The organism is Exiguobacterium sp. AB2 (genome assembly GCF_000696055.1).
GTDB lineage: Bacteria > Bacillota > Bacilli > Exiguobacteriales > Exiguobacteriaceae > Exiguobacterium > Exiguobacterium alkaliphilum.
This window is the reverse complement of the sequence record NZ_JNAA01000002.1, coordinates 15,443-29,006: the sequence shown is the minus strand read 5'-3', so window position 1 is coordinate 29,006 and position 13,564 is coordinate 15,443. Positions and strand designations below refer to the sequence as shown.

General features: G+C 53.8%; 10 protein-coding genes. All 10 read right to left on the bottom strand.

From position 1 onward, the window contains the following. Nucleotides 1-103: 103 nt before the first annotated feature. The gene (locus tag DI14_RS00325) at nucleotides 104-2,506 is read right to left on the bottom strand and encodes a YhgE/Pip family protein (RefSeq protein ID WP_034803731.1); all 2,403 of its coding nucleotides are present in this window, start codon (nucleotides 2,504-2,506) and stop codon (nucleotides 104-106) included. A gap of 205 nt (nucleotides 2,507-2,711) precedes the next feature. Next, a complete protein-coding gene (locus DI14_RS00320) occupies nucleotides 2,712-3,221 on the bottom strand; it encodes a S1 domain-containing RNA-binding protein (RefSeq protein ID WP_034803728.1) in 510 nt (169 codons plus the stop codon). 74 nt (nucleotides 3,222-3,295) lie between these two features. After that, the gene (locus DI14_RS00315) at nucleotides 3,296-3,670 is read right to left on the bottom strand and encodes a septum formation initiator family protein (protein ID WP_034803725.1); all 375 of its coding nucleotides are present in this window, start codon (nucleotides 3,668-3,670) and stop codon (nucleotides 3,296-3,298) included. A gap of 44 nt (nucleotides 3,671-3,714) precedes the next feature. Continuing rightward, a complete protein-coding gene (locus tag DI14_RS00310; RefSeq protein WP_034803723.1) occupies nucleotides 3,715-3,987 on the bottom strand; it encodes an RNA-binding S4 domain-containing protein in 273 nt (90 codons plus the stop codon). Then, nucleotides 3,984-5,399 (bottom strand): nucleoside triphosphate pyrophosphohydrolase, encoded by a 1,416-nt coding sequence (gene mazG / locus DI14_RS00305; protein WP_034803720.1) that lies wholly within the window; start codon nucleotides 5,397-5,399, stop codon nucleotides 3,984-3,986. The genes DI14_RS00310 and mazG overlap by 4 nt, the downstream gene beginning before the upstream one ends. A gap of 1 nt (nucleotide 5,400) precedes the next feature. After that, complete coding sequence (locus DI14_RS00300; protein ID WP_034803718.1) at nucleotides 5,401-6,954, bottom strand: polysaccharide biosynthesis protein; 1,554 nt, start codon at nucleotides 6,952-6,954, stop codon at nucleotides 5,401-5,403. After that, nucleotides 6,938-10,462: a transcription-repair coupling factor gene (gene mfd, locus DI14_RS00295; RefSeq protein WP_034803715.1), complete on the bottom strand. Its 3,525-nt coding sequence runs from the start codon at nucleotides 10,460-10,462 to the stop codon at nucleotides 6,938-6,940. The genes DI14_RS00300 and mfd overlap by 17 nt, the downstream gene beginning before the upstream one ends. A 45-nt stretch (nucleotides 10,463-10,507) precedes the next feature. After that, on the bottom strand, nucleotides 10,508-11,065 hold the full coding sequence (pth, locus tag DI14_RS00290; RefSeq protein ID WP_034803713.1) for an aminoacyl-tRNA hydrolase: 558 nt from the start codon (nucleotides 11,063-11,065) through the stop codon (nucleotides 10,508-10,510). Nucleotides 11,066-11,119: 54 nt separating this feature from the next. Then, complete coding sequence (locus DI14_RS00285) at nucleotides 11,120-12,076, bottom strand: ribose-phosphate diphosphokinase (RefSeq protein WP_034803710.1); 957 nt, start codon at nucleotides 12,074-12,076, stop codon at nucleotides 11,120-11,122. A 45-nt stretch (nucleotides 12,077-12,121) separates the two neighbouring features. Further along, a complete protein-coding gene (glmU, locus tag DI14_RS00280; RefSeq protein ID WP_034803708.1) occupies nucleotides 12,122-13,477 on the bottom strand; it encodes a bifunctional UDP-N-acetylglucosamine diphosphorylase/glucosamine-1-phosphate N-acetyltransferase GlmU in 1,356 nt (451 codons plus the stop codon). Nucleotides 13,478-13,564: the final 87 nt, after the last annotated feature.

The window sequence follows — 13,564 nt, the reverse complement described above, 5'->3', positions numbered from 1 at the left end:
AGTCACCACATTTGTGTCAATTCTTTTTTAAAAGTTTTTTATTAAAAAGAATCGTGCATAGTGTCGTCTTTCCCACTATACACGATTTCCTGTTCATTTTACATCATGCTTCTGCTGTCACGCCTCGATATTTTTTCTTCCACGCAATTCTAAAATAACTCCATAGAAGTCCAAAACAAGCAAGTGAGGCGAAGGCTAGATAAGTTGTTGCCGACTGTAAATATTGAATGCCGTCATTCGAGATAATCTCTTTGTATCCCGCGACCGTATATGTCATCGGCAAGAGCGTGTTAAATGGTTGAAGTGCGCTTGGAATCAACTCAAGCGGGAACGTTCCGGCCGACGTCGTCAATTGCAAAATGAGCAAGACGATGGCGACGAAACGACCCGGATTGCCAAGTGTCGTCACGAGTAATTGCACGATCAACAAGAACGTGATGCTGACGAGCCAACTGAACCCGAAGAAGCGAAGCGGTGCGTCCACCTCTACACCAAGGAGTTGAATCATCGCGACGTTCAAGACGAGCGCTTGGACGAACCCGACGACAACGAGCACACCGGATTTCGAGAGCAGCCAAGAGAGGCTGCGCTTCGGTTTTCCGGCTGGATCGTATAACGGGTACACGATGGACAATAAGAGCGCCCCGACGAATAGGCCGAGGGACATGAAGTACGGCGCAAAGCCGGTCCCATAGTTCGGTACGTGATGAATCGATGCGTCGACAACCTTGACCGGGCCGGCCATCATGTCGATGTTCTCGTCTCCAAGCTCGATGGACGCTTGCTCCGCACCTTCGGCCAACGCGTCACGTAGCGTGACGTTTCCCGATTCCAGTTCAGACAAGCCGTCTCTCAATTCACTGCTTCCTGACGCGACCGTCTTCCCGCCGTCGGCGAGTTGCATCGCCCCTTCAGTCAGCGTGCGTGTACCAGTCTCTGCGTCTTTTGCACCGGCAGCGAGCTGTTTACTTCCTTCTGTCAACGTGCCTGTCGCTTCCGTCAAACGTGTACTGCCGGATGCCAGTTCAGACGTCCCATCTCTCAACTGCCCCACACCCGCATTCAACGCCGTACTCGCTGATGCAAGCTCCCCCGAACTCGTCATAGCCGTTTTGGCACCTTGCTCGAGCCGTCCCGAACCCGTTGCGAGCGCCGCGGCCCCATCCGCTAACTCGGTTTGTCCTGAATCGAGTTCGGCCAGACCGGAAGCAAGTGCGTTCGCTCCCGCTTCTGCTTTCGTCAAGCCCGCACCAAGTTCGGTTTGTCCGTCTCGAATGCGTTCCGCACCTATCGTGAGCTCATCAAATCCGGCCGTTGTCGCCTGTTTACCTTCCTCAAGTCGACTGACCACTTGTTGAAGCACGTCTGGTGGAATCGGCTGACCGGATGCTACCAACGCCGAAAGCTGTTGCATCAACTCGTCTTGACTGGCGAGTAGCGTCGTCTTCATTTGATCGATCCCGTCAATCAGTTCAGCCTCCCCTGCCAAAAGTGCAGCATTGCCTTGTTTGGCGTTCGTCATCCCGTTCGCCAATTCGTTCGAACCGGCGACGAGCTGTGCACTTCCAGCCTTCGCCTGCTCGACTCCCGCCGCCAAAGTCTGTACACCATCGTCAAGCGACTTCGCACCCGCGTACAGTTCCTCCAGTTTCGAGGCGAACGTGGTCGTCCCTTCGACGAGTCGATTCGTCCCGTCTGAGAGGGCGGACGCTCCTTCGTCCACACGTCGTGCCCCGTCTGAGAGGGCCGCACTTCCTTCATACACTTGTTGACTTCCATCCGCCAAGTCGGTCGAACCGGTTGCAAGTTGGGACACACCCTCACCTAACTGCCCTGCTCCGTCTGCCAACTCTTGTTGTTTCGAAGCGAGAAGTGCAGTGCCATCGGCAAGTTCAGTCGCACCTTTCTCGGCCGTCTTGGATCCGTCGGCGAGTTTAGCTGCCCCATCTGCCGCATCTTCAAGACCAGCTGCTGCATCTTGGATGCCATCTCGCATGGCGCTGACGTACTGTTTGGCGACCTCGGTCGATAACTCCCCTTTTACTTGCTCCATCGCCGAGCCGCCGATTTGAGCCGCTAGAAAATTATATGACTCATTCGCAATATATTCGAGCTCGAGCTGTTCAGGATTGTCCTCGAGTGCTGTCGTCGCTTTTTTTGAAAAATCTTTCGGGATTTCAATCGCCATGTAATAATCATGGTCGTTTAATCCCGATTCAGCCTCAGCTCGAGTCGTCTCGATGAAATCGAACGCCTCCGAGGTGAGCAGCTTGTCGACGAGTTCGTCTCCGACAGCGAGCGAATCCTCATTGAACGTCGCCCCTTCGTCCTCGTTGACAATTGCGACAGGGAGATCCTTCATCTGACCATACGGATCCCAAAACGCCCATAAAAACATGCCCGCGTACATGAGCGGTACGAGTGCCACCGCCAAAATCGGAATCAAGACGCGAGGGTTTTTCGCGATGTTCCGCCACTCCGCTTTCCAAAGTTTCCATCCATTCATTTGTTTCTCCACCTTCACTTATAAAACATAACTATTTTTTCATGTTTCCTATTTTGCTCGCTCTTCATGAAAAAATCAACCCTTTTTAGTTATTTTTCATAACTTTAAACTAAAAAAACCACAGACGATGTTCGTCTGTGGTTCGTGCCTCTCCTACAGGAAGAGCTTAATATAATGAGTAGAAGCGAATTGGTGTTACGAAGGGTTACCCGCGCTTGGCGCCACGTCCACCGCGTTTTGAGTCGGTTTGACGTTTCAACGTTGTGAGACGCTCATCACTATCTTTCAAGAATTTGCTCATCAACGTGTCAAACGTTTCTGGTTCGCGTCGCACTTCACGACGTCCGCCACCACGTGGACCGCCGCCGCGTGGGCCACCGCCGCCGCGTGGACCGCCTTGGCCTTGACCCGGGCCGCCTGGACGAGGACCGCGAGAGAAACGCTCACCGGCTGGGCGTTCAGGGCGTTCGCTCACAGGGCGATCGACCGCTTTCTTGATGGACAACCCGATTTTGCCATCGTTTTCGACGTTCAAGATTTTGACTGTGACTTCCTGGCCGACTGTGAGGACTTCGTTGATGTCTTTGACGTAAGAATCCGCCACTTCACTGATGTGGACCAAACCTGTCTTCCCGTTTGGAAGTTCTACGAACGCTCCGAAATGCGTAATCCCTGTAACCTTACCTTGTACTTTGCTTCCTACTTCAATTGACATAAAATAATGTACTCCTTTTTTGATTGATTCCCTACAATTATACGAGTCGTTTCGTCAACGGTCAACGAACCGACTTATTCCTCTGGGGAGAAGTAAAAAATAATCTCGCCATCTTTCGAGAACAACAACTCATTGCGCGCGAGGTTGGCGATATATTCTTCATCTTGTAAACGTTCGACCTGCTCCTTCAACTCCGCTTGCTCACCTTTTACTTCATTTAACTCGATTTGCGCTTCGTTTTGTTTGCGCTCTTGCTCTGAGACATAACCGACTTTCGAGAAGTAACTTTGACCGATGAGCACGATCATCAACAAAAAGAGAAGGGAAGCCGCAGCCAGGCGGCGTCGAAGATGGATACGTCGCCGGCTCTGATCTTTTTCCAGCTGTTCTCTCCGTTCATCGAGAGCCCGAATTCGCTGCTTTCGCTCTGTCGGGGTACGTCCCTTCATCGAATCACCTTCCTCCTGTTCTGATACGTTCAGTATACCTTTTTTTACGCTTCCGTACCACTGTTGACCTTTTCTTCTTTAATCAGGCGATACATTTCTTTCGCGTCTTCTTTACGGGCATGTTCTGCAATCGAATCGATGACGACCGTGACGATTTTGTTCCCGAAACGGATTTTCAGCTCGTCCCCGACTTTAACGTCGGTACTCGCTTTTGCGACTTGTCCGTTCAATTCGATTCGACCTTGATCCGCTACTTCTTTCGCTAACGTCCGGCGTTTGATTAACCGAGACACTTTCAAAAATTTATCCAACCTCATAGCCCTTGCTCCTTCGCTTCATTCCAGAGTCGATCCATCTGCTCGAGCGTCATGTCCTCCACGGAACCGTTCGCCTCGATATATGCAAACCGTCTCTTGAATTTTTGATTCGTTCGTTCGAGCGCTTGCTCGGCGTTCAATTTATAATATCTAGCGACGTTGACGATTGAAAATAATACGTCCCCGAGCTCAGTCTCATCTTCCGGGTGTTCTCTCCACTCGCTTACTTCTTCTTCAAGTTTCGCGAACGCACCGCTCACATCATCCCATTCGAATCCAACGTGTGCAGCTTTTTTCTGCAGCTGTTCGGCTCGCATCAAACCTGGTTGTGTCATAAGTACGCCGTCTAGTTGCGATTTTCTCTTTTCCCCTTTTTCGGCCTTCTTAATCGCATTCCAGTTCGAAATCACATCATCGGCATCCGCGACCGTCACATTCCCGAAAACGTGCGGGTGTCGACGCACCATTTTCTCACTGATGGACCCGATGACGTCCCGGATATCGAAATAGCCCTCGTCCGCACCGATTTGTGCGTGAAGCATGACTTGAAGCAACACGTCCCCGAGCTCTTCGATGATGGCATCGTCGTCTTGTTCGTCAATCGCTTCAATCAATTCGTACGCTTCTTCAAGCAAATATTTGCGAAGCGACTCATGCGTCTGCTTCCGGTCCCACGGACATCCGTTTGGACCTCGGAGTGTTGCGATGATGTGGTGAAGCGTCGCAAACTCGCGAGCTAAATACGCTTCATCGGTCAACGGCGGCACGTATAGCGTCGTCAAGTTGTCGACTTCGGCGACCCGATCCATCTCATAGAGCGGCACTTCTCGAATCTGCTCGTGTTTCGTCCCGGCCGCCGTGACGAGCTTCACGACGTGTTCATCGGGATAGCGTTCCATCAATTGAACTTTCACGTCCCCGGCGACGAAGCCGTCGTACACTTGTCCGATGAGGACGTGTTGCGTCACTTGCAACCGTTCGATATCGAGCGCGGTCGCATCGAGCAACTGGAAGCCATTAATCGGATCGATGCGAAGCGCCTGAAACATCGCGTCCAGAAAGCTCTGTCCACCGAGAAACGTGACATCCGCGCCTCGTTCAACGAGCAACTCGACCGTCCGTTCGGCTACGAACGGATGACCCGGGACAGCATACGTAATAGCGAGCTCGTCACTTTTCTCGATGAGAGATGCGACGATTTGTTCGTAGACGTCTTCAAACGTTTCCGACGTCTCGTAGACCGAATCGAACGACTCGAAGTGCATTCCTTCCGCCTCGAGTTCGTCGACGACCGGATGGTTCTTTGTCCGTAACCAGACGAGCGGCTGTCGTTTCAAATGACGATATACGCCGAGCGGCAGTTGTTCAAGTTCGCCGGACCCGAGTCCGACGACGGTAATTCCAAAGCTCATATCAGTTCTCCTTTTTATCCATCAAATTGACGAAACGGTTGCCGAGCGGAATCATCTCCCACTCTCCGATTGAGAGGACGCGCTCGCGCCAAAGCCGCCACGCGTATAGGCCGGCCCCGATCAACACCATCCCCCCGAGCCAGACGAAGGCATCGAGGCGGTGCGTCATCCAATCGAGCGCGAGCACGTTCAAACCGAAGAGGACAAGACCCATCGGCGTGACCGTTTTGACGAGTAATCCATAATGTTTGAAGCGTAGCATGCCGAGCGGGATGACTCGGTCGAGCCGATTAAAGTTAAAGGCGGCCATCCCTAAAAAGGCGACAGACGTCCCAATGGCCGCCCCTTCAATCCCGTAGTTTGGAACGAGCATGAGATTGACCACGAGTTTCATTCCAATCGCGACAAGCATCCCGAACGCGGCCGTCCGCTCCCGGTCAATCGCCTGCAGACACGTCATGCTCGCGACGGCGAGGGACGCGGGGAACGTACTCGTCGAAAGGAGGACGAGCGCGAACGTCCCGTCCGCATTCTCGAACAACGCCACGTTCAGCGGGAGCATCACACCCATGAGTCCAATCGTTGCCGCGGCCGCGACAGCGGTCGTCACCCGAATCATCGAGCGAAGACCGCTCGCCGTCGCTTCAATCTGCCGGGCCCGGTAATGTCGTACAAGGCTCGGCACGTTTGCCATCCCGAGCGCGGTCGTGAACAGAATCGCGAATTGGACGAGCGGATAACCACGGTCGAACACGCCTTTACTCACTTTCGCCTCGAAATCGCCCCCCATCAAGTTGACGATCGTGAACGAGTCGACGAGTTGCATCCATAGAATGCCGAGTGAGGCGAAGCCGACCGCAAACCCAGTCGTCACGATGACACGAAATGCGGCCTGGAGCGTCACCTTTTGGACCGGGACGAGCCGTAGTCGCAAGCCTTTCGCCCACACGCTGAGGACGACGATTGCTACGATTCCGCCGACGAGCGTCGCCGCGTAAGCGTAGCGGCTCAAGGCGTAAGCATCGAGTCCGAGGTGCACGCCGATGACGAGTACGGCAAGTAGGACCGTGACGCGTACGAGGTTCTCTAGCACTTGCGACAAGGCACTCGGTTTTAAGTCGTCAATCGATTGGAATGATCCTCTCAGCACTGCGAGCGCCGGCATGAGCAAATAACTCAGGCTGATCACACGAAGTGTCGAGGAGAGGTTTGGGTCGCCGAGCCAGCCCGCAAGGAGCGGCGCGAGCGACCACATCCCTATGACAAGTACGACGGCGAGTCCGAGCAAAATATAAAAGCTCCCCCACAACACTTCGAGTTTCCGCTTCGGCCCGTTCGCCCCGACACCAATCTTTGCGATGACGACGGGCATCGCGTACATGCCGAGCGATGCGACGATTGCTGCGAACGGATAGACCGTCTGATAAGCATACAAACCGAAGTCTCCCGCAATGTTCTGGTACGGGACACGATACGCGAAGCTGATGACTTTCGTGATATAGCCCGCGAGAGCGAACAAGACGACGCCTGTCGCAAACTTACTTGACGGCCGCATGCGCCAACCTCTTCGTCAACTCTTCGAGGACCGTATCGGCATCATTCAACAGTTCGACGACCGGCATGCGTCCGCTAAGCGACAGCTTGAGTGCGCCGTTGTCTTGACCGACGCCGAGTTTACGGCCGAGCGGCATCGTCCACTCCATGAAGGATGGGACGTCAAGCGCTGTCGTCGACTCCATCGTCAAGACGATCTCGACGCGGCCTGGCACTTGTTTAATCCGCGCTACTCGCGCCATCTCGCCGTAAATCCGGAGGCGTGTCAATTGAATCAATAGCGCGACCGGTTCCGGGAACTCCCCGAACCGCTCAATCAACTCGTCTTGGAGCGCGAACAACGCTTCCGGTGTATCGACGTATTTGAAACGTTTATACATCTCGATTTTCAGTTCGCTATCCGACAAGTAATCGTCCGGGATGTACGCATCGGCTTGGAACGAGATTTCTGGTTTAAAGACGACTTGTTTGGCCTGTCCGCGCATGCGGTCCTTCCGCTCTTCGATCGCTTCAGACAACATTTGCGAGTACAAGTCGAAACCGACCGAGTCAATGAATCCGGACTGTTGAGCCCCGAGCAGGTTACCGGCACCGCGAATCGACAAGTCACGCATCGCGATCTTGAAGCCGCTTCCGAGCTCGGTAAATTCTTTAATCGCCTGTAATCGGCTCTCTGCCACTTCCGTCAACCGTTTGTCTTTCCGGTACGTGAAGTATGCGTAGGCAATCCGATTTGAACGTCCGACACGGCCGCGGAGCTGATACAGTTGCGACAGCCCCATCTTATCCGCATCGTGGACGATGAGCGTGTTGACGTTCGGGATGTCGATGCCCGTCTCGATAATCGTCGTCGAGACGAGAATATCGGCCTCGCCTTCTAAGAAACTGATGAGCTGACTTTCAAGCTCTGTCTCGGTCATCCGTCCGTGCGCTGTCGCGATGCGCGCTTCCGGCAATAGTGCCCGAATCTCTTCGGCTTTGCGCTCGATGCCTTCGACACGGTTATAGAGGAAGAACGCTTGACCACCTCGGGCGAGTTCGCGCTCGAGCGCCTCGCGGAGCACAATCCCATCGTACTCCATGACGTATGTCTGGACGGGGTAGCGGTTCTCCGGCGGTGTCTCGAGTACGGATAAGTCGCGAATGCCGATCATCGACATGTGGAGCGTCCGTGGAATCGGGGTCGCCGTCAGCGTCAACACGTCGATGTTCGTCTTCAACTGTTTGAGTCGCTCTTTATGCTTCACCCCGAAGCGCTGCTCTTCATCGATGATGACGAGACCGAGGTCGGCGAACGTGACGTCTTTTGACAAGACACGGTGCGTCCCGACGACGACGTCAATCGTTCCTTCCTTCAAGCCTTTTTTCGTCGCCGCCATCTCGCTCTTGGAGCGGAAACGGCTCATGACCGAGACGTTAATCGGGAACTCGCTGAAACGCTCGAGCATCGTCTCGTAATGCTGCTGGGCGAGGACGGTCGTCGGCACGAGGAACGCGACTTGCTTCCCAGCGAGCACTGCTTTGAACGCAGCTCGAATCGCCACTTCCGTCTTCCCGTATCCGACGTCCCCACAAAGAAGGCGGTCCATCGGGCGCGAACGCTCCATGTCCGCTTTGATTTCTGCGATCGAGCGGACTTGGTCTTCGGTCTCGGCGTATGGGAACGACGACTCGAACTGACTCATCTCTTCGTCATCGCCCGGGAACGCATAACCGACGGACGCTTCCCGTGCCGCATACAATTTAATCAACTCGTCGGCGATATCTTCGACTGATTTCGCGACTTTTGATTTTACTTTCTTCCACTCCGTGCCACCGAGCTTATAAATTTTTGGTTCTTTACCTTCGGCGCCGACGTACTTTTGGACGAGGTCGATTTGATCGACCGGTACGTACAACGCATCGTCGCCGGCATAGACGAGATGCAAATAGTCCTGATGGATGCCGCCGACTTCAATCGTCTTGATGCCGAGATACTTCCCAATCCCGTGATGGATATGGACGACGTGGTCGTTCGGTTTCAGCTCTTGGTAACTCTTGATTCGTTCGGCGTTCGTCAAATTCTTCGTCTGACGTTTTCGCTTCGCCACCCGTTTGAACAGTTCTTCTTCCGAGACGACGACGAGTCGGCTCGTCGAGAGTTCGAACCCACCTTCGATTTGACCGATCATGACGTGGGCGTGACGTGGTAACAGTTCCCCGTCCACGTTCGTAAACGTAGAAGGGATGCCGTAATCTTCAAGTAGCGTCGCGACTTTGTCCGCCCGGTCCTTGTCTCCGGCGAGGAAGACGATGCGGTGGTCACTTTGCTGCCAACGCTCGACTTCTTGCTTCAACAAATGCATCTGGCCATGGAACGCCGGAAGTGGGCGACAACTGAGGTGAACCGTGTTCGCCTCCGGGATGCCCGAACGGCGTGACGGCAATAGCGAGAAGGCGACTTGTTTCAAGTCACGGAACACTTTATGCATCGGCACGGCGAGCGTATAGTTGGAGACCGACTCTCCCCGTTCGATTAACGACGAGAACCATTCGGCTTCTTCACGGTCTTGCACATCGGCCGCATCTTCGATTCGCGCGACTTCGTCTAAAATGAGCACCGCTTCCGCACCGACGTAATCGAGGAGCGTCACTTTATAGAGGAGCGGCGTGAATTTCCCGATTTGACTCGGCACGTCCCCTCGCCGAAGCGTCTCAATGTCACCGGCAATCCCGTCTTCAAGCGCCTGACGAATCGTCTCCGTTTCGATGAGCGACAACGTCCGCTCATATTGTCGATTTAACGCGTCTCCAGCTTTTTTCAATTGATCCGCCGACGCCACGAACTCCGTCGCTGGTGGGATGACGGCTTCTTTTGCCACACCGAGCGAACGCTGTGTCTCGGCGTCGAACGTGAAGACCGAATCTACTTCCGTATCGAATAAGTCGATACGGAACGGTCGGGCCTCCGTCAGCGGATAGACATCGAGGATGCTACCACGGACCGAGAATTCACCCGGTGCCGTCACGGTCGCGGTCCGTTCATAACCGAGTGTGACAAGTCGTTCCGCGAACGGCTTCAACTCTAACTCTTGTCCTGGTCGAAGGACGTGATGACTCGCTTGCCAATCGTCCGGGCTTGGGATGAAACGACGCAAGCCGCCGAGCGGCACGACAACGACGCCTCCTTGTTCATGAAGGAGACGCGTCCTGGCCTCGATTCGGGTCGCTAAAAGCTCTGGGCTCGACGTTAACGACAGTTCGCCCGCGAGCGTCTCATCGATTGGATAGAGCAACGCTTTGTCCGGTCCAATCAACGCCTCGAGTTGGTCGTACATTTTTTGGGCCTGATACATGTTGTGGGTGACGACGACGAGACGTCGTGACGTCTCTTTGGCGAGCCCTGCCAAAACGAGCGCCTTCGCACTCGTCGTCAATCCCGTCACGAGCTGACGGTCCAGTTTCGGCAACCTGTCGCGAATGGTTTTCGTTTCAGGCAACGCCACCATAAATCTCTCTAGAGCGTTCATTTGTTTTCCTCCACCTCATATGACAAAAAAGGGTACGGCGACCCTTTAGTTATATCGATTCATGAGCGCGATCCATTCGGTATCCACGAAATCGGTTGCCGCGGATACGGCTTGATCGAGCGTATCATTCAATTCTGGCATGTCTTCTTTTCGATAATTCATGAGCACCCAGTCGACGACTTTCACCGGATGGGGCGGACGACCGATGCCGAGCTTCAAGCGTTTAAAGTCTTGCGTGCCCAGGTGCTGAATTAACGACTTGATTCCGTTATGGCCTCCCGCGCTCCCTTTCGGACGGAACCGTAGTTTGCCGGGTACCATGTCGAGGTCGTCATAGATGACGAGCAAGTCGTCGAGGTCAATCTTATAATAGTCTAAAATCGGGCGAACCGACTCACCCGATAAATTCATGTACGTGAGCGGCTTGACGAGCACGACACGTTCTCCATTGATTCTTCCCGTTCCCATGAGCGCCTTAAACTTCGCTTCATCCAATTGAATCCCGTGTTTCTCGGCGAGACGGTCAATCGCCAAAAAGCCAACGTTGTGACGGGTCATCTCATATTTTTTGCCTGGATTCCCAAGGCCGACGATGCATTTCATCCGTTTCCTCCTGAACAAAAAAGCCCAAAGGCGGACGCCTTCGGGCCTCGTTTTTTAATCGAATAACGTGCTCACCGATTTGTGCTCGTGGACACGCATAATTGCTTCCCCAAGCAAACGGGCGACCGACATTTGCTTGATTTTGTTTGAACATTCGCGACCTTGTAAATCGATCGTGTTCAAGACAACAAGTTCTTTGATTGACGAGTTGTCGATACGCTCCATTGCCGGGCCAGACAAGACTGGGTGCGTACATGACGCGTACACTTCTTTCGCACCTGCTTGAACGATGGCATCCGCTGCGAGCGTGATCGTACCGGCCGTGTCGATGATGTCATCGATTAAGATCGCCGTCTTGCCTTCGACGCTGCCGACGATGTTCATCACTTCTGCCACGTTCGCTTCCGGGCGACGCTTGTCGATGATGGCGATCGGCGCTTTCAAGCGCTCCGCCAACTTACGGGCGCGTGTGACACCACCGTGGTCCGGTGACACGACGACGATATCTTTCGACTTGAATTCTTCTGTCTCGAAGTACGTCGAGATGAGGGGAACTCCTAACAATTGGTCTACTGGAATGTTGAAGAAACCTTGAATTTGAGCGGCGTGCAAGTCCATTGTGATCAATCGAGTCGCACCAGCTACTGTAAGAAGGTCAGCCACAAGTTTTGCCGTGATCGGTTCACGCGAGCGCGCCTTGCGGTCTTGGCGTGCGTAGCCGTAATACGGCATGACGACGTTAATCGTACGGACCGATGCGCGTTTCAACGCGTCGATCATGACGAGCAACTCCATGAGCGTCTCGTTGACCGGCGAGCTCGTCGATTGGATGATGTACACATCGTCTCCGCGTACGCTTTCCTCGATGTTGATGTAAAGTTCTCCATCGCTGAACCGCTTCACTTGGCAGTCGCTGAGTGGGATTCCGATTTCTTTTGAAATCTCTTCAGCGAGCGGGCGGTTGGAATTTAAGCTAAATAGGCGAATTTCACGTTCATATACAGTAGACATGTTTAGGATTCTCCTCCATCGTGTTCAATAGTAATTGGCAGCAACTTATCGTTTCGTGTAACCTTCTTTATTCGTTTGACGCTCACGGGCGATCGCAAGCGCTTCTTCCGGAACATTGTCCGTGATTGTCGAGCCGGCGGCGACAATCGCCCCTTTTCCGACCGTGACCGGTGCGATCAAGTTGACATTACAACCGACGAACGCATCTGCTTCGACGATTGTCTCGAACTTGTTCGTCCCATCGTAGTTGACCGTGATCGATCCGCAACCGAGGTTGACGCGGTCACCGATTGACGCGTCACCGATGTAGCTGAGGTGCGAGGCCTTCGCCCCGTCCCCGAACGTCGACTTCTTAATTTCAACGAAGTTGCCGACACGTGTGTTCGCGCCGAGTACAGCTTGTTGACGAAGGTGAGCGAACGGACCAACTTGCGCGTTGCTACCGACACGGCTATCGCTCAAGACGGATTGACGTACCGTTGCACCGTCTTCAATCACACTGTCGCGGATATCCGAGTTCGGTCCGATGATACATTCCGAACCGATGACCGTCTTCCCGAGAATGACCGTCCCTGGGTAGATGATCGTGTCCGAGCCGATGACCGCATCCGGTGAGATGTATGTCGACGCTGGGTCCATGAACGTGACGCCTTCACGCATCAAGCGTTCATTCGTCCGTTTACGCATAATCGTCTCAGCTTGCGAGAGCGCGACTCGGTCATTGACACCGATCGTCTCGTCAAATGTCGGAGCCGTGTGTGCGGCCACGACTTCGCCTGCCTCTTTCGCGATCGCGATGACGTCTGGCAAGTAGTACTCGCCTTGTGCATTGTCGTTGCCGACTTGACGGAGCGCCTCAAACAACAACTCGTTGTCGAAGACGTACGTACCCGTGTTGATTTCACGAATTTCAAGTTCGGCTTCAGATGCGTCTTTATGCTCGACGACTTTCGTCACGTTGCCGTCTGCACCACGAATGACGCGGCCATATCCGGTCGCATCGTCCGCGATTGCCGTAAGCACCGTCACTTTCGCCTGTTGCGCTTCGTGATGCGCGAGTAACGCTTCTAGCGTCTCCGCTGTCAAAAGCGGTGTGTCGCCGCAGACGACGAGCGTCGCGCCAGCCTTCCCGGCGAGCTCCGCCTCTGCCATCTGGACGGCATGGCCCGTTCCGAGTTGCTCTTCTTGAACCGCGTAGTCGACACGAGATCCGAGTGTGTCTTGTACCGCTTCAGCCCCATGGCCGACGATGACGATTTGACGACTGACCCCGATTTTGTCGAGTTGGTCGACGACGTGCTCGACCATTGGTTTGCCAAGGACCGGATGAAGTACTTTATATAGCTTCGACTTCATGCGCGTCCCTTTCCCTGCTGCCAAAATGACTGCAAAACGATCCATTCTTGATTCGCTCCTATCTCAATCGACTGTGATTTTATAGCTATAGTTCGGTTTTTCTGCATATAAATCCTATTTACACCGTTTCTA

Excerpts from the sequence above, each read along its gene's own strand:
- DI14_RS00325 (WP_034803731.1), bottom strand. The coding sequence starts at position 2,506 with ATGAATGGATGGAAACTTTGGAAAGCGGAGTGGCGGAACATCGCGAAA.
- DI14_RS00320 (WP_034803728.1), bottom strand. The coding sequence starts at position 3,221 with ATGTCAATTGAAGTAGGAAGCAAAGTACAAGGTAAGGTTACAGGGATT.
- DI14_RS00315 (WP_034803725.1), bottom strand. The coding sequence starts at position 3,670 with ATGAAGGGACGTACCCCGACAGAGCGAAAGCAGCGAATTCGGGCTCTC.
- DI14_RS00310 (WP_034803723.1), bottom strand. The coding sequence starts at position 3,987 with ATGAGGTTGGATAAATTTTTGAAAGTGTCTCGGTTAATCAAACGCCGG.
- mazG (WP_034803720.1), bottom strand. The coding sequence starts at position 5,399 with ATGAGCTTTGGAATTACCGTCGTCGGACTCGGGTCCGGCGAACTTGAA.
- DI14_RS00300 (WP_034803718.1), bottom strand. The coding sequence starts at position 6,954 with ATGCGGCCGTCAAGTAAGTTTGCGACAGGCGTCGTCTTGTTCGCTCTC.
- mfd (WP_034803715.1), bottom strand. The coding sequence starts at position 10,462 with ATGAACGCTCTAGAGAGATTTATGGTGGCGTTGCCTGAAACGAAAACC.
- pth (WP_034803713.1), bottom strand. The coding sequence starts at position 11,065 with ATGAAATGCATCGTCGGCCTTGGGAATCCAGGCAAAAAATATGAGATG.
- DI14_RS00285 (WP_034803710.1), bottom strand. The coding sequence starts at position 12,076 with ATGTCTACTGTATATGAACGTGAAATTCGCCTATTTAGCTTAAATTCC.
- glmU (WP_034803708.1), bottom strand. The coding sequence starts at position 13,477 with ATGGATCGTTTTGCAGTCATTTTGGCAGCAGGGAAAGGGACGCGCATG.